Source organism: Streptacidiphilus albus JL83, from assembly GCF_000744705.1.
In the GTDB taxonomy this organism is placed as follows: Bacteria; Actinomycetota; Actinomycetes; order Streptomycetales; family Streptomycetaceae; genus Streptacidiphilus; species Streptacidiphilus albus.
In genome coordinates, this window is the sequence record NZ_JQML01000001.1 from 3,739,457 (window position 1) to 3,763,792 (window position 24,336).

At 71.1% G+C, this 24,336-nt stretch carries 11 protein-coding genes; 4 read left to right on the forward strand and 7 right to left on the reverse strand.

What is annotated here, in order from left to right; all coding sequences use genetic code 11:
* Positions 1-409 precede the first annotated feature (409 nt).
* Positions 410-4,672, forward strand: a complete 4,263-nt coding sequence (locus tag BS75_RS16115) for a LamG domain-containing protein (RefSeq protein ID WP_152645989.1) — start codon at positions 410-412, stop codon at positions 4,670-4,672.
* Positions 4,673-4,772: 100 nt separating this feature from the next.
* Here BS75_RS16115 and BS75_RS16120 read toward each other — a convergent pair whose 3' ends face one another.
* Together BS75_RS16120 and BS75_RS16125 are read right to left on the reverse strand one after the other, a co-directional pair.
* Entirely contained in the window at positions 4,773-6,005 is a 1,233-nt protein-coding gene (locus BS75_RS16120; protein WP_034088727.1) for an RNA polymerase sigma factor, read from the reverse strand.
* The gene (locus BS75_RS16125) at positions 6,002-6,373 is read right to left on the reverse strand and encodes a YciI family protein (protein WP_034088728.1); all 372 of its coding nucleotides are present in this window, start codon (positions 6,371-6,373) and stop codon (positions 6,002-6,004) included. Before BS75_RS16125 ends, BS75_RS16120 begins: the two co-directional genes overlap by 4 nt.
* A 362-nt stretch (positions 6,374-6,735) precedes the next feature.
* On the opposite strand from BS75_RS16125, the gene BS75_RS16130 reads away from it, so the two are divergent.
* Positions 6,736-7,752 (forward strand): AEC family transporter, encoded by a 1,017-nt coding sequence (locus BS75_RS16130; protein ID WP_034088729.1) that lies wholly within the window; start codon positions 6,736-6,738, stop codon positions 7,750-7,752.
* An 80-nt stretch (positions 7,753-7,832) separates the two neighbouring features.
* Here BS75_RS16130 and BS75_RS44340 read toward each other — a convergent pair whose 3' ends face one another.
* The 3 genes from BS75_RS44340 to BS75_RS16145 form a co-directional block, all read right to left on the reverse strand.
* Positions 7,833-13,193 (reverse strand): OmpL47-type beta-barrel domain-containing protein, encoded by a 5,361-nt coding sequence (locus tag BS75_RS44340; protein ID WP_052069459.1) that lies wholly within the window; start codon positions 13,191-13,193, stop codon positions 7,833-7,835.
* Positions 13,194-13,222: 29 nt separating this feature from the next.
* Entirely contained in the window at positions 13,223-15,385 is a 2,163-nt protein-coding gene (locus BS75_RS16140; RefSeq protein ID WP_042438868.1) for an alkaline phosphatase family protein, read from the reverse strand.
* A 177-nt stretch (positions 15,386-15,562) separates the two neighbouring features.
* Positions 15,563-16,318 carry a GntR family transcriptional regulator gene (locus BS75_RS16145; RefSeq protein WP_052069460.1) on the reverse strand — a complete coding sequence of 252 codons (756 nt, stop codon included), beginning with the start codon at positions 16,316-16,318 and terminating at the stop codon, positions 15,563-15,565.
* A gap of 598 nt (positions 16,319-16,916) precedes the next feature.
* On the opposite strand from BS75_RS16145, the gene BS75_RS16150 reads away from it, so the two are divergent.
* Positions 16,917-19,076 carry an ATP-binding protein gene (locus BS75_RS16150; protein ID WP_231607790.1) on the forward strand — a complete coding sequence of 720 codons (2,160 nt, stop codon included), beginning with the start codon at positions 16,917-16,919 and terminating at the stop codon, positions 19,074-19,076.
* On the opposite strand, the gene BS75_RS48175 is transcribed toward BS75_RS16150, so the two are convergent.
* The gene (locus tag BS75_RS48175) at positions 18,983-19,546 is read right to left on the reverse strand and encodes a hypothetical protein (RefSeq protein ID WP_156164257.1); all 564 of its coding nucleotides are present in this window, start codon (positions 19,544-19,546) and stop codon (positions 18,983-18,985) included. The two genes, BS75_RS16150 and BS75_RS48175, sit on opposite strands and share 94 nt — an antisense overlap.
* 62 nt (positions 19,547-19,608) lie before the next feature.
* Entirely contained in the window at positions 19,609-20,850 is a 1,242-nt protein-coding gene (locus BS75_RS16155) for a hypothetical protein (protein WP_034088731.1), read from the reverse strand.
* A gap of 278 nt (positions 20,851-21,128) precedes the next feature.
* Between BS75_RS16155 and BS75_RS16160 the strand changes: the two genes are divergently transcribed.
* Entirely contained in the window at positions 21,129-24,263 is a 3,135-nt protein-coding gene (locus BS75_RS16160; protein WP_034093158.1) for an AfsR/SARP family transcriptional regulator, read from the forward strand.
* Positions 24,264-24,336: the final 73 nt, after the last annotated feature.

Genomic DNA, 24,336 nt, shown 5'->3' on the forward strand with positions numbered 1-24,336 from the left:
GGGGACTAATGAAGCACACAGGAACCGTTGCCGCAGGCATGTCGCCGCCCGGCTCGGCAATACTCGCGCCGGGGTGTCGACAGGAAACGATCGCCCCCGATCCAGACGGCGACCGAGGGAGAGAAAAGGGAATATGGGCAAAATACGACGTGCGCATACGTCGAGCGGAGGACTGGCAGTGCTGCTCGCAGGCGCACTGGCGGCGACGGCGCTCACGGCGGCGCCGAGCGCATTCGCCACGCCTCAGCCGACCGTCCGACAGGGAATTGCCGGCAGTGGCGCAGAAGTATCTGCACCAAGGCTTTTGACGGCCGATCAGGCTGTGGCGCAGGCTCGGGCTACCCACCGTTCAGTAGTGGCATCGGCGTTGACGACTGCGACCGAGCTGACCACCGCCAGTCCGAGCGGAATGCTGACTCTCGCTCAGAGCGCCGTACCCAGCCGCGTGTTCCAGCACGGAGCGTGGGCCGACCTGGATCCGACCCTGCGGGCCAATGCCGACGGCACGGTGTCGCCGGTGGCGACGACCGACGCGGTCGTCCTGTCCGGTGGCGGTCGCGGACCGGTCGCCGAGATGTACACCGGCGGCCAGGGCTTCACCCTCACCCTGCCGGTCGCCCTGCCGCGCCCGAGCCTCTCCGGCGCCAGCGCCCACTACGCCAACGTTTTGCCCGGCGTGGACCTGACCGTCACCGTCCTGTCCGACGGCGCCGTCAGCGACGTCTTCACCGTCCGCAATCGCGCCGCGTCCCATGACCCGGGCCTGGCCGGCCTGCTGGACGCCACGGCCACCACCACCCGTGGCCTGCACCTGGCCACCGACAAGACCGGCGACCTGGCCGTCACCGACACACACGGCCGTCCCCTCTACACCGCACCCGCTCCCCAGGCCTGGGACTCCACCGCCACTGCCTTGCCCACCGGCACCGCCGCCCGTGCCCGCAGCGCCGCCCTGGCCCTGCCCGCGCCCAGTACCAGCGCGCCCGCCCACGGCGCCCACACCGCCACCCTCACCGCCGCCATCCGCACCAATGCCATCGACCTCACCGCCCCGACCGCTCTGCTCGACGCACCCGGCACCGCCTACCCCGTCTACCTCGACCCCACCTATACCCCCGAATGGGGCAACACGGGCTGGTCCAGCCCCGGCGCCGGCGTCGCCTCCGAGAACTACTGGAACAGCACCGTCGACTCCGTCGACACCCCGCTGCGCTCCGAGGTCGGCAACAGTAGTTCCGTCCAGGACGAGGCCATGAGCCTGTTCAACTACCCCATCCCCTACTCGGCCCTGCACGGCGCGAAGATCTACGGCGCCTACTTCGGGATTACCGAGACCTACTCCTGGGCCTGCCCCACCTCCGGCCACGACCAGACGGTGGACCTCTACGCCCCTTCCCAGGTCCTGAACTCCTCCAACGCCAACTGGAATGCCTGGTCCGGCAGCTTGGGCAACACGGTCGCCTCCAACTCCTTCGCCCTGGGCTACAACTCCAGTTGTCCCGCCGGTGCCGCGCCCGCCTTCACCAGCGGTGCTCTGACCACCGACATCACCAACGACATCGCCAACAACGTCCATACCCAGACCCTGGCCCTGCGTGCCGACGACCACAGCGACAACTACGCCTTCAAGAAGTTCGACCCCCGCAGTGCGATCCTCACCATCACCTACGACAAGTACCCCAACGCCCCTACCGGTCTGAAGACCGTCCCGGCCACCAACTGCGCAGGCAGTGCCCTGGGCGACACCGGGGTCACCATCTACGCCACCCAGTCCACCCCCACCAACAGCTCACTGACCAGCACCTTCAACCTCTACAAGACCTCCGACGGCACCAAGACCAATCTGCTGACCAGCGCCAACGGCGTCGCCTCCGACACCTGGACTGGAGGGTCCGGACAACAGGCCGTACTCACTCTGCCTGAGTCCTTCTTCTCCAAACTGGCCGGCGGCGTAGAGACCAACTTCTCCTTCGTCGCTGAGAGCACCGACGGCACCCTAAGCTCCAGTTGGGCCCCTTCTGCCTGCACCTTCGGTTGGGACCCGACCCGGCCCGGCACTCCCGGCGTGGTGACAAACCCCTCCCCGCCGACCGGCGCCCAGACCTGCCTCACCCTCGGCGGCTCCGCTGGCACCATCGAGCCGATCGGCAGCACCTGCGCCTTCAACCTCACCCCGCCCACCACCAACCCGACCGCGGGCGGCACCCCCAAGCAGACCCCGATCTCGGGCTATTCCTACCAGGTCAATCAGGCGCCCCCGGTCACCGTCGCCGCAACGGGCTCTGCCAGCATTACCGTGCCACTGCCCCGTCTGGTCAACACCCTGACCGTCAGCGCGCTGTCTCCCGGCGGGAATATCGGCTCCGCCATCACCGTGTGGTTCGACGGCACCAAACTGAGCCCGCCGGCCAATGACGGCGACCTCACGCTCGACGGTACGCCGGACCTGATCATCCCTGGCGGCACGACCGGTGCGTTCGCGCCCGGCCTGTGGCTGGCCAGTGGCAGTAGCAACGGCAGCGTCAGCAGCAGCCCGATCAACATCGGCGTCACCGGATTGGGCGTCAACTCCAACGGCTCCCCGGCCGACTGGAACGGCACGCAGGCCGTCAGCAGCAGCTTCTGTGGCAACGGCGCCCAGGATGTCCTCGCCTACTTCCCCACCGGCGTCAACGCCGGCGGCGGCGACGTCGCCTGCAACGACGGCAGCAGTGACCCGCTGCACGGAACCAACCTCAACACCGACAGCGCCCCGTACGTCCTCCCGGCCGGCTCGCTGACCGACAACAACGGCAGCAATGTCACCGACGTCGCCGCCGCCGGAAACACCAGCGGCAAGAGCACTGGCCTGCCCGACCTGCTGGCCACTGGCGCCGACGGAAACCTCTACCTCTACTACTCCGGCACTCCGAACGGCTACGGCAACCTCTTCGACGAATGCGCCGGCACCTGCTATGAGCTCACCGGCCTGGCCAGCCCCGACGGCACGGGCTGGAACAACTGGACGATCACGACGGCGCAGTTGGCCGGCGGAACGGCCATGTACCTGTGGAACCGTGGCACCGGAGCCCTGGACCTGTGGACAGGTCTGGCGCTCAGCAGCAACGGCACCAGCCTGACCACCACCGGCCAGTACACCATCACTGACGGCGTCACCACCTTCTGGAACAAACTGGCCTCCGACCCCATCGTGCTCCGCGCGGCGGACATGACCGGCTCCGGCATCCCCGACCTCTGGGCCACCGACACCACCACCGGCACGACCACCAGCTACCTGCCCCCTGCCCTGAGTACCAGCATGCCGTCACCCACCTCCTCCGGCGGCCAGTCCAGTTCGGCCGCCGACGACGCGCACACCTGGCCCCTGGACGACATCGGCTCGGCCACGTCGGGTAGTACCGTCACCACCACCGCCGACACCGCGGGCAACCCCGCGCTGCCCCTCACCAGCGCAGGCAGCGGCGTGACCTGGGACAGCAGCAACCCCAACCTCCCTGCCGACATCGACCTGGACGGTTCCAGCACCAGCACCCTGACATCCACGCAGGCAGTCAACGTCGGCAGCAGCTTCAGTGCCTCGTTGTGGGTGAACACCGCGGCAGCAAGCGGCGTTGCCCTGGCTCAGGGGGGCAGCTTCGCTTCCGGATTCGTCCTCTACCCCGGCCCCAGCGGCTGGGAGTTCTGCATGGCGAACAAGGACAGCACCGGCTACGCGTACAACTGCGCCTACGGCGGCACCGTCGCCCTCAGTGCCTGGACGCATGTGACCATCACCTACAACGCGACCACCCAGGCCATGGCCCTGTACATCGACGGGCAGCCGCTGGGCACTGCCACCCACGCCCCCGCCAGCGGGTTCACCGGCAAGTTCATGGTCGGAGAGGAGCTCTACCAGGGTGCCTACTATCCCGGTTTCAGCGGCTCGCTGTCCGACATCGAGCTCTGGAACCAGGCACTGACCCCGGCCCAGGTTGCCACTCAGGGCGGCATCGCCGGGTACGTCCCGCCCGCCTCCGGACAGTGGGAGCTCAACAACAGCACCGGCACCGTCGCCGCCGACAGCTCCGCCGGCAACCACCCGGCCACCATCGGCGGCGGAGCCACCTGGGCCTCGGACCCGACCTACCCGGGCCAGTCCCTGTCCCTGAACGGCTCCACCGGCTACGCCGCCACGGCCGGACCCGTCGTGGACAGCAGCAAGAGCATCACTGCCTCCGTCTGGGTCAAGCTCAACGCCAACTCGGCCAATTCGGTGTTCCTATCCCAGTCCGACACCACCGGCGCCACGTTCGGCTACGAGCTCTACTACTCGGTCGGTGCCAATGCCTGGGCATTCGGCAAGTGCAACACCGATGTCGCAAACACCGGCATCTCGGCGCTCTACGGCCCGAGCAGCGGAGTCGACAGCGCGTCACTGGGCACCTGGACCATGGTGACCGGGGTCTTCAACGCCGGCACCAACCTGATGCAGCTCTACGTGGACGGCACGCTGGTCTCCTCCGGCACGTACGCCGGAACCGCGTGGAACGCGGCCGGGAACTTCCAGATCGGCCGTCTCATCAACAGCGGCGGATACGGCCAGTACGCCGCGGCGAACCTGAGTCAGGTCAACGTGTGGAACAGCGCACTGACCCCTGACCAGGTCAACTCGCTCTACCAGCAGGGCAGCTAGCTGAAGCAGCCGGTGGCCCCGGCCCGCACCACGCGGGTCGGGGCCACCGGTTTGTCGTCTCGCACCTCCGTCCCACCCGGTCGGCGGGGCCATTCGGGCGCTACCCGCGCAGGCGGCGGGCTCGGGAGTCCAGGTAGCGCCGTTCGGCGAGGCTGGCGGTGGCCCTCGCGGCGCGGCGGTAGTGGTCGTGGGCGGCGCCCGTGTCGCCGGTGCGTTCCAGCAGGTGCGCCCGTACCGAGAGCAGTCGGTGGTGGCCGGCCATCCGCTCGTCGGCGTCCAGGGTGGCGAGCAGGGCCAGGCCGGCCTGCGGGCCCGCGGTCTCGGCGAGGGCGATCGCCCGGTTGAGGGTGACCATCGGGTTGGGCGCGATCCGCTCCAGGATCAGGTAGAGGGTGTGCACCTGCGGCCAGTCGGTCTCCTCGGCCGTGGCAGCGGTCGAATGGGTGGCGGCGATCGCCGCCTGCAGCTGGTAGGGCCCCAGTACCGGGTCGGCCAGCGACGCCTTGGCCAGCTCGGTCCCCTCGTCGATCAATGCGCGGTCCCACCGGGTCCGGTCCTGCTCGTCCAGGGGCACCAGGTCGCCGGAGGCCGTCGTCCGGGCCTCGCGGCGGGCGTGGGTGAGCAGCATCAGCGCGAGCAGCCCGGTCACCTCGCCGTCCTCGGGCAGCTGCGCGTGCACCGTCCGGGTCAGCCGGATCGCCTCGCGGGCGAGGTCGGCGCGGTGCAGCCGGCTGCCCGAGGAGGCGGTGTAGCCCTCGTTGAAGATCAGGTAGAGCACGTGCAGGACAACCCGCAGCCGCTCCTCGCGCTCCGCGCCCTCCGGCAGGCCGAATGAGCTGCCGGCCGCCTTGATCCGCTGCTTGGCCCGGCTGATCCGGGCCGCCATCGTGGCCTCCGGCACCAGGAACGCGCGGGCGATCTCGGCCGTGGTCAGGCCACCGACGGCGCGCAGGGTCAGTGCCGTCCGGGAGGCCGCGGTGAGCGCCGGATGGCAGCACAGGAACAGCAGCAGCAGCGTGTCGTCGGTGTCCGGGACGTCCTCGGGCTCGGGCACCACCTCGGCGGCGGTCGCCCACTCCCGGTCGCGGCGCGCGTGGTCGCTGCGCATCTGGTCGATCAGCCGCCGGCCGGCGACGGTCGTCAGCCAGCCGCGCGGGTTGTCCGGTACGCCCTCGGTCGGCCACTGCAGGCTGGCGGCGAGCACGGCCTCCTGGACCGCGTCCTCGCAGCCCTCGAACCGGCCGTACCGGCGGACCAGTGTGCCGAGGACCTGCGGCGTCAGTTCACGCAGCAGGTCCTCGATCACCGGTGCCGCCCTGCCTCCAGCTGTCATGCCTCCAATTGTCCGTCGGCGAACATCACCTGGCGCACCTCGACACCCAGACCGGGGATCGCGGAGTCCGGGATCTGCGCCGCCAGCTCGATCGCCCGCTCCAGGTGCTCGCAGTCGACCAGGTAGAAGCCGCCCAGGAACTCCTTGGACTCCAGGAAGGGTCCGTCGGTCACCACCGGCTGACCGTTGCGGACCGTCACCACGGCGGCCTGCGAGGGATCGACCAGCGCCTGGGTGGTGAGCAGCTCACCGGACTTCTTGAGCTCCTCGATGAACGCGCCGTGGCCGGCGCCGATCGCCGCCTTCTCCTCGTCGGTCAGCGCGTCCAGTACGGCCGGGTTGATGTACAGACTGATCAGGAACTGCATCACGCACTCCTCGTGGTTCACGAGCCTTCACGAGCCCGGACGGGCCCTTCGACCGGTTGGTCGGAGCCGCCGCCGCGTTCTTGACATCCCCCGCCAGAACTTTCGCACGAGCGGTGTCAGGAAGCTCCCGGCCACTCCGGCCGACCGGCGAGACGTCGGTGGAGCCGAGACCGGCGGGGCGCCGGCAGCAGCAGCCCTCGGGGCCGCTCGGGACCGCTCGGCACCGCCGGGGACCGGTGGCAGGCCCGGTGTGTAGGGTCCTTGATCATGACCGTGTCGAACAATGGCGTTCGCATGTCCCGTCCGCTGCCCCACCCCGACGCGCCCTCCGGCGGTGCGCACCTCGGCGGTGTCCGGCCCCGATGAGACTGATATCCGCATTCATACCGATCTGGTGTCTCGCAGCCGCGGGATACGGAGCAAGACGGCAGCGCCTGCTGGGCGACGACGCGGCGTCGGTACTGGGACGATTCGTCTTCCACCTCGCCATGCCGGCCGCGCTGTTCACCACCATGGCCGCGACACCGGTGTCGCGGTTCTCGCTGCCGCCGCTGCTGGCCTTCGCCGGCAGCGCCGTGGCGGTGATCGCACTGAGCTGGCTGCTGATCAGCCGGTGGTTCGGCCGCCGCCCCGGCGAACGTCCGATCTGGGCCATGGCGGCCGGCTATGTGAACTCGGCCAACCTCGGCATCCCGGTGGCCCAGCAGATCCTCGGCAGCGTCTCGTTCCTCGCCGAAGTGGTCCTGGTGCAGACCCTGCTGATCACCCCCGTCATCCTGATCGCGCTGGACCGCCACCACGCCGAGGACGGCCGGATCCACCTGCGCCGGATCGCCACCCTGCCGCTGCGCAATCCGGTGATCCTCGCCTCGCTGCTGGGCGTGGTCTGGTCCGCGACCAAGCTGCCGGTCCCGGGGACGGCACGGACCACCCTCGGGCTGCTGGCGGCGGCGGCCGTACCGGCCGGGCTGGTCGCCCTGGGCGCGTCGCTCCACGTCACGCGGCCGGAGGTCGCGCAGCCGCCAGAGGACGCACCGCCCGAGAGCGCGCAGCCCGAGGGCGCGCAGCCCGAGGGCGCGCAGCCGGAGGGCCGGGGCGACCGTGCCGCCGGCACCGCGCGCGGCGAGCTGGCGGCCGTCACCGCGCTCAAGCTGCTGGGGCAGCCGCTGCTCGCGCTGGGCGCCGGCTGGGCGCTGGGGCTGTCCCGTCCGGAGCTGCTCGCCGTGGTCGTCTGCGCCGGACTGCCCACGGCCCAGAACACCTTCATCTTCGCCCAGGAGTACGACACCGGCGAGGCCCTGGCCAGCCGTAGCGTCGCGCTCACCACCGCGCTGTCGCTGGCGACCCTGGCCGCAGCCGCAGCGCTGCTGGGACGCTGACCGACCGTCCGGCAAACGCCGTTCGGCCGGGCTCCCCTGCGGGAACCCGGCCGAACGGAGACGGAAGCAGTACCGGCCGACTAGCCGATCTTCTTCCAGCCCCCGTTCACCGTGTCCGGGGTCTGGTCGCGGGTGTACCACTTGGCCTGGTACGTGCCGCCCTGGTAGGTGACCTGGTCGCCGGAGTTGTAGACGGTGGTCGGGGTCCACGGCGCGATGCCGTTCGGACCGGGGGCCGCCTGCTGCTGCCACGGGCCGGTGACCGAGCCGGGGGTGTCGTTCTGGGTGTACCAGCCGGCCTTGAAGGTCAGGCCGTTGTGGACGACCACGTCACCGGCGTTGAAGACCCGCGAGGCCGTCCAGACCGCCGTGCCGTTCTCGGTCATGACGATCTCCTGCCAGGGGCCGTTCGGGGCTCCGGGCAGCTGGTTCTGGGTGTACCAGGAGGCCGTGTACAGGTTGCCCTGGTATCCGACCTGGTCACCGGTGTGGTAGATCGCCGTGGCGCTCCACGCGGCCGGCAGGCCGACCGTGACGGTCAACGTCTGCAGCGCCGGGGTGAGCAGCGGGCTGCCCGAGTAGGACGCCAGGATCACATGGCTGCCGGCGGCCAGGCCGACCGGCAGGGTGAACGTCGCCGTGCCGTCGGCCAGGGTGGCCGTGCCGCGCGCGGTGGCGCCCTCGGTCAGGGTGACCGTGCCGGCGGCCGGCAGGCCGGGGGAGGCGACCGTCACCGTCACCGTGGCCGCCGTCCCGTACCGGGCGGCCGGGGCGGTGGTGGTGACCGCCGGAACGACCGGGCTGATCGCCGGAACCACCAGTTGGTGGGCGGTCTCCACGTTCCCGGCCCGGTCGGTCGAGCGGTAGGAGATCGTCTGCGCGGTGAGCTGCGGGGTCACCGGGAAGGGCCCGGTGTACGTGGTCCAGGCGCCGCTGCCCAGCTGGTACTGGGTCAGCGCCACGCCCGAGCCGGCGTCGGTGGCGGTGAGGGTCACCGTCACCGGGGCGATGATGGTCGCGCCCGCAGCGGCGGTCGCGGTGGTGCTCGGCGCGGTCGCGTCGTACTGGACCGGCGCCGAGACCGGGGCGGAGGCCACGCCCGCGCCGTCGGTCGCCCGGAACTGGTAGGTCCAGTTGCCCTCGGGCACCGACATCGCCCCGGCGTAGGCCGTCCAACTGCCGTTGCCGATGCGGAACTCGATGCTCGGCGTGGCTCCGGTGTCACCCGTCGCGGCGGCCGAGACGCTCGGGGCCGAGACGTACCAGCCGTTCTGGCCGTCCGGCGTGCCCGGGGTCACCGACGTGGTGACCACCGGCGGCGCGTCGGGCGAGGTGATCACGACCGTGCCCCGGGCCGTGGCGGCGAACCCGTAGTCGTCGGTGCCGGTGACCGTGACCGGGTAGCTGCCGGCCACGGAGGCGTCGACCTGGGAGAGGTCGGCGTTGACCACGCCGTCGACGTTGAGCGAACCGCCGAGGCCGTCGAGGACCGCCGCCTGGTTCAGGCCGGGACCGGCCAGCGAGACCGAGCTGTTGGCCAGCTTGACCGAGACGACCGGCACCACCTGCACGGTCACCGCGACCGGGTCGGAGGCGTAGCCGTTCTCGGTCGCGGTCACCAGCACGGTGTAGTAGCCCGGCGTGGTGTAGTCGACCTTGCTCGCGTCGACGTTGACGCTCGCGTCGGCGGGACTCGCGGTCGCGCCGACGGCGCTGCTCAGGGCGGCGGAGCCGGGCCCGTTGCCGACCTGGTAGACCAGCGCGTTCCTGGCCACGGTCACGGTCGGGGCCGAGGCCGACGGCTGCGGCACGCCGAGGGTGAAGGTGGTCACCACGGCGGCGTGGTTGCTGGTCCAGGCGTTGGAGTTGACGTTGCTGGACGAGGGCCAGCCCGCGACCAGGGTGTTGGAGCCGACCAGCTGCAGCTGGCTGCCGGCGTAGTCGACGTAGTCGATCCGGTCCTGCGGCTCGGCCGCACCGGTGGTCGGGTTGGTCGGCTCGATGGGCGACCAGGTGTTCCCCGGGTCGGCCACCGGATCGGGGTTGGCCGCACGGAAGGAGTCCGTGAGACCGGCGCCGGTGATGGCGTCCGGCACCGGCCAGTCGACCGCGCCGATGTTGCAGTGCGCGGCGGCGTCGGCCGTGGTCCAGTCGGCGGCTGACGGGGAGGCGAGGTCGCCGAGGAAGACCACCGGCGTGCTGCTGGCTGCGGCCGCATCGGGCTTGACCTCGGCGGCTATGGCCTGGGCCTGGGCGTAGCGGTTGCTCGCCAGCTCGGAGGCGACGATCGCCGCCGGGGTGGTCCCGGTGGTGGCGCAGGCCGTCTCGGGGCCGTAGCCGGTCTGGTCGAGCGCGGCGTCCCAGACCCGGAGGTTCTGGCCGTCCACGTTGACCGTCACGCCGACGGCGGGGGCGGTGCCGGTCGCGGCGACCACTCCGGTCGAGGAGATCGGGTAGGCCGAGACGATGCCGAGGCCGCCCGAGCCCTCGTAGGAGTACCAGCCGAGCGCCTGGGCGAGCTGCTGGGCGACGGTGCCGCCGTCCTGCTGGACGCCGATGACGTCGAGGCCGTTCTGGCCGATGACGGTGAGGTCCTTCAGCAGCGGGTTGTCCACATGGGTGCCCGCGTCCCAGAGGTTCCAGGTCGCGGTGGCGATCTGCGGGGCGTCACCGGCGGCGATCACCGGGACCTCGACCGTGATCGAGGAGGTGGTGGTCCCGTCGGTGGCCTGGACGGTGATGGTGCCCGGGTGCTGCGGCGCGCTGCCCGGCGCGGTGCCGGTCACCAGGCCGCTGCTGTTGACGCTGAGCCAGGAGTCGCCGCCGGTCTTGGTGTACGAGGTGACGGTGCCGCCGTTCCACAGGCCGGCCACCGACTGCGAGACCGCGCCGTTCACCCGGACCTGCGGACCGTGGAAGGTGTCGGTGACGAAGCCCGGGGCCACGGTGTTGATCGGGTTCGGGACGTCGACCGTCGCCTCGCTGGGCAGCGTGGCGGAGGCCGGCTTGGTGGCGTTGTAGTCGTTGGCGACCTGGGCCGCCGAGATCGGCTGGTTGTAGAAGTCGAAGTCCTCGACCAGGGCGTCGACGGAGGCGCTGTAGACGCTGGTGCCGTCCTGGCCGATGTTGAACGGCAGACCGGAGTCGAGGTTGCTGGCCGAGGTCAGCTGACCGGTGCTGGACCTGGTGAACAGGGCGCCGTCGACGTAGTAGCTCACCGTCTGCGCCTTGCGGTCCACCACGACCGTCAGGTAGTGCCAGTTGCCCTGCAGCGAGGTCGGGTTGACCGTGGAGTACTGGCGGCCGCTGCCGGTCGGCTGGCCCCAGCAGGCGTCGGTGGTGGTCGTGCCGGAGACGTTGTAGAACGTCATGCCGGGGTTGTAGCAGGCCGCGAAGTTCTGGTTGCTCACGATCGGGCCGTCGGCGGTCTCGCCGTACTCGCCCCACCAGGTGGAGAAGGAGAAGCTGCCCGAGCCGTCGGTCTCGCCGGCCACCTTCGGCAGCTGGATGAAGTTGCTGCCCGCGCTGACGTGCGCCGCGAGCCCGCCGTCGAGGCCGTGGGAGTAGGTGGCGGTGCCCTTCCAGAGGGCGTTGTTGCCCTGGCCGGAGCCGTCGGTGACCACACCGTTCTTGTCGCCGGTGAAGTTGTACGAGGCCACCGGCACCACCGTGTCGCCGACGGCGCGGTAGTGGCCCCAGAGCGCGTACAGGTTGACCGTGCCGCCGGCGGTGGCGGTGAGGTTGCTGACGCTCTGGGCGTCGGTGTAGGCGACCGCGCCGGTCGGGCTGGTCGCCCAGCCGAGGAAGCCGTAGCCGCCGCTGCGGGTGAAGCCGTTGGCGGTCAGCGCGGCGGGCCGGCCGTAGGTCAGCGCCTCCGTGGCGGTGGCCCCGCCGTCCGCGCCGTTGCCGTTGAAGACGACGCCGTACGGGTTGCCCGAGGAGACCGCCTTGAGGACGACGTTCTGCGAGGGCATGGTGAAGCTGCCGTTGGCCGCGATGGTCAGGTTGGCCGGGGAGACCACCTGCCAGACCGAGGAGTAGCCGGTCGCCGGGGTGGCGGTCAGGGTGACCGTCGCCCCGGGGGTGGTCCAGCCGAGCATGGTGTCGGAGGAGGAGCCCACCGTGACATGGCTGTCGCCGCTCTCGGTCACCTGGAAGGTACCGGCCGGCGCCCACTGGGCGTAGAGGGTGACGCTGCCGCCGACGGCCAGGTTCTTGACGCTCGCCTGGTCGGCGTAGACCGGCGCACCGGTCGGCGTGGTGCTCCAGCCGATGAACTGCTTGCCCGTCTCGGTGAAGCCGTTCGCGGTCAGCGCGGTGGCCTGGTCGTAGGTCAGCGTCTGCGGGGCGGTCGCCCCGCCGTCCGCGCCGTTGCCGTTGTAGTCGACCGTGTAGGTGTTCGGGGAGAACGTGGCCTGGACGGTGACCGCGCTGCCGGGCGCGGTGAAGCTGCCGCCGGTGCTGACCGCCAGCGTGGACGGCGTCACCGGGACCCACCCGTTGAAGGTGTAGCCGGTGCTGGGCGTCGCCGTCAGGGTGTCGGCCGCGCCCGCGGCCGGGGCGAGCACGGAGGCCGTGCCGGTGCCGTGGCCGTCGTTGGTGACGGTCACCGGGAAGTGGGTGGCCGGGTTGGTCGCCGTGTAGTCGGCCGCGATCTGGGTCGCGCTGATGGCCTGGTCGTAGAAGTTGAAGTCGTCGACCAGCGCGTCGTCGGTGCCGCTGTAGACGCCGGTCCCGTCCTGGCCGATCCGGATCGGGCTGCCCGAGTTGAAGTTGGCGGCTGCGGTACCGGAGATCGTCGAGGTGGACGAGAAGAGCGTGCCGTCGACGTAGTAGTTGTAGGTGTGCGCCGAGCTGTCCTCCACCACCGCGAGGTAGTGCCACCCGTTCTGGATCGAGGTGGTGCGGGTGGTGGTGTAGGTCTTCGTCCCGTTGACGGCGAAGCAGGAGCGCTGCTGGTAGGTGCCGCTGAGGTGGTAGAAGGTGAAGCCGAGGTTGGTGCAGGCGGCGAAGTTCTGGTTGGCGACCAGCGGAGCGTCGATCGTCTCCGAGTTGTCGTACCACCAGGTCTCGAAGGAGAAGCTGCCCGAGCCGTCGGTCTGGCCGGTCACCTTCGGCAGCGAGATGAAGCTGGTTCCGGCGCTGATGTGGGCCGCCTTGCCGGAGACCCCGGCCGCGTAGGACGGCGTGCCGGTCCAGCCGGCGTTGTTGCCCTTGCCCGAACTGTCGACGACGGTCGTGCCCGAGTCGTTGTCGAAGTTGTACGCGGCCACCGGGGTGACCGTGTCGCCGGGGCTGAAGGTCGGGTCGGCCGCCGCCGGGGTGGCGGCGAACACGGCCAGGCCGCCGAGCATCACGGCGGCGGAGACGCCGGAGGCGATGAGGCGGCGCAGTGCTCGGTGCGGTGGATGGAGCAGCGGAACGGGTGGCCGTGCGGCCATGGGGCCCTCCAAGGGGACGAAAGGGACAATCAGGCGGTGATCTGGGCGACCCGGCCGGCGTAGCGGTGCTTCCAGCCGGTGCCGGTGTCGGCGGTCATCACCACGTCGTAGTAGCCCTCGGCCGTGGGCCAGCTGACGGTCTTCGACTTGCCCGGCGCGACCCAGTAGTCCTGGAGGCCGCCGACGTGGTCGTTGGCGGTCAGGGTGTAGTGGACCTGCTGGAGGCCGTCGTTGTGCAGGGTGATGGTCAGCGTCGGGTTCGCGCCGGACAGCAGGTCGACGTCGACCCGCGGCACCCCGGCGTTGTTCTGCCCGGCGGGCAGCACCGTGCCGGCGTGCGAGCGGACGAAGCCGTCGGGGCCGTAGATCGAGAACGCGTAGCGGCCCTGGTACTGGGAGGCGTCCCAGTTGTAGGCGCCCGGCGCGGCGGCGGTCACCGTGAACGGCGTGCTGCTGAACGCCTTGTACTGGTCCGGGAAGACCTGCAGGCTGACGCCCTTGCCGGTCGGCCCGCCGACCAGGCTCATGTTCGCGGTGACCGTCCCGGTGCCCCGGTTCTCCGAGAACGTGCTCTGCGCGTGGAAGGAGAGCGGACGGGGGCGCAGCGGCGGGTAGTCGGTCCACTGGTCCTCGGAGGGGACCTGGGTCGCGATGGTGCCGCCGGCGTTGGCGATGGCGATCAGGGCGGCGGTGTCCGGCAGCGAGGGCGTGCCCAGGACCGGGCGGGAGAAGTCGATCGCGCTGGTCAGGTCGCCGCTGACGGTGCGGCGCCAGGGGGTGATGGTGGTGCTCAGCGCCGGGGTGCCCATCGAGGTGGTCCACACCTCCAGGAAGCGGGTGACCGAGGTGTGATCGAAGACCTCGGAGTTGACCCAGCCGCCCCGGGTCCACGGCGAGACCAGGGTCATCGGGACCCGGGCGCCATAGCCGATCGGGGTGGAGCCGGAGTACTCGCCGGCCGTGCCCGGCTCCGGGAACGGCGGCAGGACGTGGTCGAAGTAGCCGTCGTTCTCGTCGAAGTTCAGGATCAGCAGCGTGTGGTTCCAGATGTCCGGATTGCTCTGCAGGGTCTCGATCACGCGGTTGGTGTAGTGCGCGCCGTGCTCCGGGTCGGCGGAGGGGTGCTCGGACCACTCGTACGGCGAGACCAGGTAGGAGACCTGCGGCAGCGGGAACTCCGCGCCGGGGGCGCAGGCGGCGATGAAGTCGGCCAGGATCCCGTTGAGGTTGGTGTCGCTGTCGTCGTTGGGCAGGCCGTCCGCCGCGTACGGGAAGGAGTTGGCGCGCCACACCAGGCCGGTGCCGGGCGCGGTCTTGGTGGTGTCGGCGAGGTTGGCCGCGCTCGGGGTGAACGTGGCGAAGCCCCGGATCGGGCTGTCCTCGTAGTCGCCGCGCCAGCCGTCGCCGTCGTTGTTGTCGACGTAGATCCGCCAGGAGACGCCGGCCGCCTGCAGCGCCTCGGGGTAGGTCTGCCAGGCCCGGTTGCCGGAGGTCTCGCCGCCGTTGGAGGTGACGCCGTCCGAGGTCCCGGTCCACAGGTACAGCCGGTTGGGCGTGGTCGGCCCCATGACCGAGCAGTGGTAGTTGTCGCAGATGGTGTAGTTGCTGGCCAGCGACCACTGCCAGGGGATCTCGTTGCCGGTGAGGTAGTTCATGGTCGTGGCGCCCTTGGCGGCGATCCAGTTGTTGTACTTGCCGCCGTTCCAGGCCATGGTGCCGGTGCCGTAGCTGTGGTCCAGGCCGTTGGTCGACTGGGCGACGGTGGTGACGTGGTTCGGCGTGACCGCGCTGGAGCCCGAGGGCTGCGAGAAGACGTTGGCGCCGTTCTGGAACCGCAGCGCCTGCTTGTCGTTGAAGCCACGGACGCCGGGCATCGCCCCGTAGTAGTGGTCGAAGGCGCGGTTCTCCTGCATCAGGATCACCACGTGCTTCAGGTCGGCCATGGTGCCGGTGAAGCCCTCGGGCAGGACGTAGGAGGCCGAGCTCCCGGCCGCACCGGTCCCGGCCGGGCCGGCGCCGTCGGCGGACGCCCAGGCGGCAGCGCCGCCGCCGGCCAGCGCGGTGGCGCCACCGAGCAGGCCCATGGCCCTGAGCATGCCGCGCCGGGAGAGGCCCGACCGCAGGATCGACTGCGGAACCAGCCCTTCCTGCCGTGCGTCGTCGGGGAGAGAAGGCTCTGCGTCGTGGGCCATCGGAACGCTCCTGATGCGGGTGAACTGTCGGGAGAAGGCAGTTCAGATCAGAAGCGCTGCGAGTGAATGTTCTGTGAACGCGGCCCGACGACCCGTCGATTCGGAGCCCGGGGCCCCGGATTCGATCGCCGACTGCGCGCAGTGGGCCGTATTCGGCCGCCCCCGACGCTCAGTCGGTCATTCGCGCGGTGGCAGCAGCGTCCGCGCGACGTCCCCGGCCCGGACGTCGAAGGCCGCCACGTCGGACACGTAGCGGTCGACCGCCACCTCGACCATCCGCCCGCCCCGGGTCGCCGTGGTGCGGCTGATCTGCAGCAGCGGGCTGGAGCGCCGGAGGCCCAGCAGCCGGGCGTCGTCACTGGAGGCGGCGACCGCCTCGATCCGGTGGTCCCCGAGGACGGCCCGCACCCCGGCCGCCTCCAGCGCGCCGAAGACCGACGGCGCGTCGTCCGGCAGCGCCTCGATGACCGGGATCACCCACGGCGCCCAGGTCGACCGCTCGACCATCACCGCCCGCCGGTCCAGCAGCCGCACCCGGGTGAAGCGCAGCACCTGCTCCCCCAGGCCGATGCCGAGCAGCCGGGCCTCCCGCGCGGACGCGCCGCCGAGCTCGCGGCGCACGATCCGGCCGCTGGACTCGCGCCCCTGCTCGGCGGCCCAGCGCGAGAACGCGCGCAGCTCCCCCACCGTCTGCGCCCGGTGCCCGACCTGGACCAGCCAGCCCGAGTTGGGCCGCGACACCAGCACACCCCGCCGCGCCAGCGCCGCCAGCGCGGTGCGGACCCGGGCCCGGGTCGTGGCGTACTCCTCCGCGAGCGCCTGCTCGCTGGGCAGCTTCTGCTCGGGGCGGTACACCCCGTCGGCGATCCGCCGCTCGATGTCGGCCGCGATCGCTGCCGGGTCATGACCCGGGGCGGGACCGGTGGGTATCACGGAGGCACATCCTGCTCGAAGGTAAGAGATTGGTGTTCGGCAGGCCGGAGGCTACCAGGCCAGGATGGACCAAAGGGGACATTCCAGCGTCGGATCCTGCGGAGCGGTGCGTGGTCATTGCGATCGTGGACGGGGCGGTCCCCGCGCGAACCGGTGCGTCCGACGCGTGGTCGAAATCAACCTCGTCGGTCCCCGATTCGAGCTCGAACCAGACTGTTCTGCCGATTCCGCAGGCGCGGGGGTGCGCGCCCCGGGCCCGGGCGGGAGCCGCGACCAGCGCGCCTCCGCGACCCGACCCGCCGTCGAGCGAGGAAGCCTCGCAGGGCTGCGCCGGCGGCAGGCTGCCGGACCCGCGTCGGCCATCACCCCCGATGCCCGGGCGGCGTTCGTCGCGTACGCAGCCGAGCAGCCGAGCTCCTGGGCCGCACTTGTCCCGGAAATCGGGACAAGTCCGCAGGCTGCCTCCACCAACCAACTCCCCGGCTGATCCCCTCAGCCCATGAGTGTTCATGGACATATCCGGGAACAGGGCGAGCAAGCCGCAGGACAAAGTGCGGCCGATCTGCTCAAAAGCTGTCGACCGGACATCGGGGGATCCGTGCACGCCTCAGGCCAGGACGCCGAAGGAGCGCCGCAAGGCACCCATACCCGCAACCACATCAGCGGGCCGGTCGAGGGGGTGAGCGTCCAGGCCGGGACGGTGCACGGCGGCATCCACATCACCGAGGCGGCTCGGGACACGCCGCCGGTCCCCTGGGAGCTCCCGCCACCGGTCCGGCTGACCAGCCGACTGGCCGAGCTCGACGTCCTGGAAGCGGCCCGGAGCCGGGCCGAGCAGCTCGGCGCGCCGACCCTGGTGACGCTCAGCGGCCTCGGCGGCGTGGGGAAGACCGTGCTGGCCGTGTCCTGGCTGCACCGCGTCCGCGACGACTGCCCGGACGGCCAGCTGTACGCCGACCTCGGTGCCCACGGCCAGGAGAGCCCGCTGCGGCCGGGCGAGGTGCTGGGACGGTTCCTGCGGGCGCTGGGGGTCGCCCCGGAGCGCATTCCCACGGCGGTGGACGAACGGGTGGCCACCTACCGCTCGTTGACCGCCGGTCGGCGGCTGGTGGTGCTGCTGGACGACGCCGCCACGGCGGCCCAGGTCAGACCGCTGCTGCCGAGCGCTCCCGGGATCGCGGTGGTCACCAGCCGGACGCAGCTGACCGGTCTGACGGTCGACGGGTTCACCGCACTCCAGCTGGAGCCCCTGGCCCGGGAGGACGCCGTCACCCTGCTGGCGTCCACCCTGAACGACCACCGGGTGCTCCAGGAGCCGACTGCCGCCATGGAGTTGGTGGATCTCTGCGACGGGCTGCCGCTGGCGGTCCGGGTCGCCGGCGCCCTGCTGGCGGCGCGGCCCAAGCGGCTGATCACCTCCATGGTGCAGGCGCTGACCCGGGAGCAGGACCGCCTGGACGTCCTCGCCATCCGGGGCGACCACGCGGTGCGGTCCGCCCTGGACATCTCCTACCGGGCCCTGCCCGAACCCGCCGCCCTGCTCTACCGCCGGCTCGGCCTGCACCCCGGACCGGAGTTCGGCAGCGGCCTCGCGGCGGCGGCGCTGGCGGACCCGGTCACCGGTCCGACCGATGCCGCCGGGCTGCTCGACACCCTGGTCGAGGCCAGCCTGCTCTCCGAGGTCGGAGTCGAGCGGTACCGGTTCCACGACCTGGTCCGGCTGCACGCCTCGGCGGAAGCCGAACGTGACTCCCCCGACGTCCGCTCGGCCGCCTGCCGCCGCATCCTCGACTTCCACCTGGTCGGCGCCACCCTGGCCGAGGAGGTGCTCGACCCGCACCACCGGTCCCTGCCGAGGGAGCTGGGGCCCCAGCCGGTACCGGCGCCGGACCTGGGCGGCGACGTCGGACGGGCAATGGCCTGGCTGGAGGCGGAGCGCGGCAACCTGATGGCGGCGGTGCGCACCGCCCGCCGGATCGGACTGCCGGCGCTCGCCTGGCAGCTGGTGGACGCGATGTGGCCGCTGTTCATCCGCCGCAAGTACTACGAGGACTGGCGCGAGGCCCACGCCGAGGGCCTCGCCGCCGCCAGGAGCTGCGGCGACCGCGCCGCCGAGGCCAGGATGCTCAGCTCGGGCGGCTTCGGCGAGCTCGGCGTCGCGGAGCACACCCGCGCGCTGGCCATGTTCGAGGAGGCCGCCGCCATCCTCCAGCAGAGCGGCGACGGCCTGGGCCACGCCCGCACCTTCAACTACCGGGGGCTGGCCTACCAGCGGCTCGGTCGGCTGCCGGAGGCCGCCGACGCCTTCGAGCAGGCCGCCGTCCTGTGCCGGCGCCACGGCGACCCGAGGGCGGGAGCTCTGGCCCAGCTGAACCGGTCGAGCATCTCGCTCACCCTCGCCGACTTCGGCCGGGCCGCCGAACTGGCTGAATCAGCCCGGCAGTTACTGCTGGAGGAGCTCGACCCCTACAACGCGGCCCGGGCCGAGGTACTGCTCGGACGCGCCCGTCTGGGTCTCGGCACCCCCGACCTGGCCGAGGAGACCCTGCTCGGAGCGCGCGCCGAGCTGCACCGGACGGGCGCGGGCCGCGAGGAGGCGCTGGCCCTGGAGGCGCTGGGCGAGGCGGCGGAGCTGCGCGGGCAGCCCCCGCTCGCCCGCGAGCGCTACGCCGAGGCCGTCCGGCTGTGGCAGGCGCTCTCCCTCCAGCCCCCGGACTCGCTCCGGCAGCGGCTCGACCGGCTCGACCCGCCCGGCTGAGGCGGCGGGGCCACGGCCCGGATCCGCACCGTCGAGCCCGCGCCACCGGACGCCGGCACCCAGCGCACCTCGGTCGGCGTGCTCAGCAGCCCCGCCACCGACCAGGCGTGGAGCAACGAGGCCAGCGCCGGCCAGGGCCCCGGGGCACGCCGGTCACGCACCTGGGCGAGGAGCAGGGCCCCGGCGCCGAGCCGGAACGCACAGTGCCGTGCGCCCCAGGGCACGGCCGTCACCAGCGCCCCCGGGCAGTCGCGCCGACTCCGGTCGAGCGCCCGGACGGCGTCCCGCACCGAGCCGTACGGCAGCCGCTCGCCGACCAGTACGTCGGCCAACTGCGGCCAGGGCGCGGGGTCTCCGGCGACGGCCGCCAGGTGCCGGTCGAGCAGCACCCCGGCCGGGGGCTCCGCCCCGAACGCCGCCTCGGCGAACCCGCTCCCCCGGGCCCCGCCCGCAGCGAACAGCACGGACACGACCTCCGCCGTACCCCGCCGTCCGGGCCTGACCCGCGTGGCCACCGCCACCGTCACGGCGGTCACGACCGCGACCCCAGGGTCGGCTGCGCCTGGACGAGCACCGGCAGCCCGGCCGGTTCGCCGGGTGGGCACGCTCCCACCGGGCGCAGCCGCATCCGGCGGTACATCAGCACCCGCATGTTGCGGGCGAACCGGCCCGGCTCCGAGGAGATCCTCGCGGCGACCCGCTCCAGGTCCTCGCGCCGGCAGGCGCGGACGCTGCGTTCGAGCTGCTTCAGCAGCGGGCGGTCGGGGTCGAGGCGCGGCGCGACCGTGCCCAGCTCGCCCATCACCGAAGCCGGGTCGGTGTCGCTCGCCGAGTATCCGGCCAGCAGGATGGACGCGCCGGTGGCGGCCCCGTAGAGCGTGGTCGAGCCGTGGTCGCCGATGATGTGGTCGGCGGCCACCAGTACCCCGCGCCAGTCCGCGTGCTGGCTCACCACCGCGAGCCCGGCCCGGCGCAGCGCGGAGAGCCAGGAGTTGACCTGCCACTCGCCGTGCGCGCTCCACGCGTTGGGGTGCAGCAGCAGCGCCACCCGGTACTCCCGGACCGGGAGTTCGGCCAGCAGCCGGCCCAGCAGCGCCGAGGACTGAGCCAGCAGCGAGTGCGGTCCCCAGGTGGACGACACCACCACCACGCGCTGGTTCGACTGCGCCCCCAGCGCCGCGCGGTAGAGCGCGCGCTCCGGCAGGCTCTGCCGGATGCGGTCGTAGCAGGGGTCGCCGACGACCGCCGCCACCGGCACCGCCTCCGGGCAGTCCCGGCCGAGGCGGACCAGGTCCTCCCGGTGCGAGAGCACGAGCGCGGCGGGGACCAGCGCACCGTCGCGTACCAGCCACTGCCGCCCCAGGCCGTAGGTGCCGCGCCGGTGCGCGGCCCCGGAGGGGCGTCCCTCGCTGACGAACTTGTTGTAGCCGGCCCCGTGCGGCAGCACCACCACCGGCGCGTGCAGTTGGTGGATCCCCCCGTAGGAGGCGGCGAGGGCCAGGTCGAAGCGGGTCTCCACGGCCTGCTCCCAGGGCAGCACCACGGCCCTGAGCCCGGCCAGGAAGGCCGGGACCCCGTTGCTGAACACGTCCGGGGCCATCGTGAAGATCACCTGCACCCGCAGGTCGTCCGCGAGCAGGTCCACCACGTCGAGCAGCCGCTGACCCGTGGTCACCGTGTGCACCACGACCAGGACCGTGCGCTTCCCCTGCCAGGTCGCCCAGCGCTGAGCGTCCAGCCGAACCGGAACCTGCCGCCAACTCACATCAAGCATGCGACTCCCTCGCCCCCGTTGCCCTGCCGAGCCGCGACCGGTACGCGGCCGTCGTCGAGGGCTTGCCCGGCCCCTTGGACGTTCGGCTTGCAAGCCGCTTGCAAAAGACTTGTCGAAGCCGTAAAGCCACGTGCCCTGTTGCTTACGATCGGAACATGTCAATATCGACCCGCAATGCTCGAATGCGAATCAGAGTGATCAAAAGCTCGTGATCAAAACACCATAGAGTCGACCGGCGCGGAGGGAAGTCGCTGGTGGAATTCCGGTTACTCGGGTCCATGGAGCTGATTGTCGAAGGTCGGCAGGTCAAGCTCGGTTCGCCCAAGGAGCGCACCCTGCTCGCCATCCTGCTGTGCGCCGCGCGCGCCCCCGTTCCGATGGACACCCTGCTCGACCGGCTCTGGGACGGCGATCCCCCGCCGAGCGGGTCGGTGACGGTCCAGAGCTACCTCTCGCGGCTGCGCCACCGGCTCCGCGCCGAGGTCGGCGACCTGGTCCGGCTCAACTCCTCCACCCGCGCCTACCGGCTGGAGGTCGACGCGGACACCGTGGACCTACTGAGATTCCGCCACCTGCACAGCCAGGCGCGGGAGCTGGCCCGCTCCGGCGAGGCCGAGCGGGCGGTGGACCGGCTCCGCGAGGCCGAGTCACTGTGGCGGGGCGAGGCCCTGTCGGACTTCGGCAACGCCTGGGCGGCGACCCTGCGCCACCGACTGGCGGAGGAGCGCCGCGCGGCCCAGGAACAGCGCGTGCACCTGGAGCTGGGGCTCGGCCGGCACAGTGAGCTCGTGGGCGAACTGGTCGAGCTGGTGGCACGTCAGCCGATAGCCGAGCCGGTGGTGCTGGACCTGATGCTGGCCCTGTTCCGCAGCGGCCGGCAGGGCGACTCGCTGGCCGTCTACCGACAGGCCCGCACCCGGCTCCGCGACGAACTCGGCCTCGCCCCCGGCCCCGCCCTCGACCAACTGCACCAACGCGTCCTGCAGAGCGACCCGACCCTCCACGCCCCGACCCCGACCCCGGAACCGGCCGCGGCCCTGGATCCGACTGCGCAGCCGGCCGTTCCCCGCCATGGCCCGGACAACCTCCCCCGCGACATCCCGGACTTCACCGGCCGCAAGGGTGAGTTGGCGATCCTGCTCTCCGCCGCTGCGCCCAGCTCCGCACTGCCACTGATCGTCATACACGGCATGCCCGGCTGCGGGAAGACAGCCCTCGCTGTCCACGCCGCCCACCAGCTCCGGGCCAGCTACCCGGACGGCGTCCTCTACGTCGACCTCCATCGCCACGGGCGAGAAGCAGCAGCCGAACCGGCTGACACCCTGACCACACTGCTGACCCTGGTCGGCACTCCGGCGGGCTCCATGCCCGGGGACCAGGACGGCCGCTCGTCACTCTGGCGCGAACAGATGTCGCACCGCCGCGCCCTGCTGGTGCTCGACGACGTCCAGGATGCCGCGCAGGTGCGCCCGTTGCTGCCCGGGAACTCCGGCTGCTGTGTCATCGTCACCAGCCGCCACTGGCTGGCCGAGTTGGAGGGCTCCCGGCTGATCCCCCTCGACGTCCTGTCGGAGACCGAGGCGGTGGAACTGTTCACCCGCATCGTCGGGCGCTCCCGCTCCAAAGACGTCACAGGGGTCCGCCACGTGGTACACCTCTGCGGCAGGCTGGCTCTCGCCATCCAGTTGACCGCCAACCGCTTCCGGCATCGGACTGCCTGGGACGTGAGCGATCTCGCCGACCAGCTCCGCCAGCTGTCCGCTCAACCGGGAGGGCACGGGACCCTCAAGACGATCAACAGCTCATTCGACCTCTGCTACAAGGAGTTGGGGGCGGCGGAACGCCGACTGCTGCGTCTCCTGACCCTCCACCCCGGTCCTGATCTCACCCTGCGGACGGCCACCGCGCTGGATGGAAGGGGCTTCGCAAGCGTTCGCCGCAGCCTCGACGAGCTACTTGACGGACATATGCTCGAAGAGTCGATGAAGGACCGGTACTTCTTCCACGACCTGGTGCGGAGTTTCATGCACCAGGCAGCCCTGCGCGAGGAGACCGCAGTCGCCCTGCGCTCATCTCTGTCCAGGCTGCTCGACTACTATCTCGGCGTCGCAGACGCAGCTGACCGACTGGCCCATCCAGGCCGCCGACGTCTGAAGATCCCAGTGTCGGGGCAGAGCGAGTTGTTCGCCAGGTTCTCCGGGGCAGACGAGGCAGAGGCATGGCTGGACGTCGAGAGGTCAAATCTCCTGGCTGTCGCCCAGGCTGCCGTAGACAATTCCCACGAGCACGCCCGCTTCTTTCCCCATGTCCTCGCGAAGTCCCTGTACAACTGGGGAACCTGGCAGATTGCCGACAGTCTCCACGAAGCGGCGTACGACGCCTGGGGCGATCGGGGGGACCCAGTCGCGCGAGCCCAGATACTGGTGGACCGGGCTTCCGCACTGTGGTCGCTGGGCTCCCATGCCGAAGCGCTTCACCATGGAACGAAGGCCCTCGACCTCAGCCGCTCCCAGGCGGACCAGGCGGGGCAGGCCCAAGCCCTGTTCCAGGTTGCCCGGGTGAAGCTGATTTCCGACCATCCTCAGGAGGCGCTCCGCGACCTCGACGAGGCATTGGCCCTGCACAGGCAGTTGGGCAACGCTCGGGGTGAGGCCGAGGTCAGCAATCTCATGGGAATCGCCCTGGGGCAATCCGGGAGATTCCACGAATCCCTTGCCCGCTTCCAGTCGATGTACCGACTGGAGCAAAGCATTGGAGATAAGCACGGGCAGGCCTGGGCTCTCAATAACATCGGAAGGACGTACACCCAGCTCGAGCGCCACGAGGCGGCCCTGAAATGTTATGAGGAATCTCTTTCATTGGTGCGGCGAATAGGCGGGAGACAGGAGCTCGGGAATCTCTACGAGAATCTGGGAAACTCTCTCCGGGAAACAGGCGACCATACTCAGGCATTGGCGTACCTCAACCGGGCGGTCGAGACGTTTCGAGACCTCCGGGACCCTCGCTCGGAAAGCGACTCGCTCATCAGCATGGGTCTCACCTTCCAAGGCCTGCAAAGGTACGAAGACGCTCGTACGACGTTCGCGTTGGCCGAGCAGATATCTACACGGACCAATAATCATCACAGCCGACAGAAGGCACTGCTCGGCATCGCTTCGACCCACCGCGCCGCCGGAGACCACTTGGCCGCACTGGCCGCAGACCGCGCGGCCCTGGAGTTGGCCCGGCAACTGGGCACCGCACTTGAGGGGGCACAGGCCATCGAGGGACTTGCCGACACGGTCCTGAAGCTGCACGACATCGACACAGCCACCACTTTCTACACGAGAGCCCTCGGCCTGTTCGACAGGATGGGCGTGCCACATGCCGGCCTCTTGCGGAGCCGCCTCGAACAGCTGCGCGCCACTGGCTAGTGCTGTGGTGACACGGATTCACCGGGAGATCCGGGAGCTGAGGACAGTCACCGGGAACCCCTTCATATGGACT

Coding starts and splice junctions, on each gene's coding strand:
- BS75_RS16115 (WP_152645989.1), top strand. CDS start 410: ATGCTGACTCTCGCTCAGAGCGCCGTACCCAGCCGCGTGTTCCAGCAC.
- BS75_RS16120 (WP_034088727.1), bottom strand. CDS start 6,005: ATGACAGCTGGAGGCAGGGCGGCACCGGTGATCGAGGACCTGCTGCGT.
- BS75_RS16125 (WP_034088728.1), bottom strand. CDS start 6,373: ATGCAGTTCCTGATCAGTCTGTACATCAACCCGGCCGTACTGGACGCG.
- BS75_RS16130 (WP_034088729.1), top strand. CDS start 6,736: ATGAGACTGATATCCGCATTCATACCGATCTGGTGTCTCGCAGCCGCG.
- BS75_RS44340 (WP_052069459.1), bottom strand. CDS start 13,193: ATGGCCGCACGGCCACCCGTTCCGCTGCTCCATCCACCGCACCGAGCA.
- BS75_RS16140 (WP_042438868.1), bottom strand. CDS start 15,385: ATGGCCCACGACGCAGAGCCTTCTCTCCCCGACGACGCACGGCAGGAA.
- BS75_RS16155 (WP_034088731.1), bottom strand. CDS start 20,850: ATGCTTGATGTGAGTTGGCGGCAGGTTCCGGTTCGGCTGGACGCTCAG.
- BS75_RS16160 (WP_034093158.1), top strand. CDS start 21,129: ATGGAGCTGATTGTCGAAGGTCGGCAGGTCAAGCTCGGTTCGCCCAAG.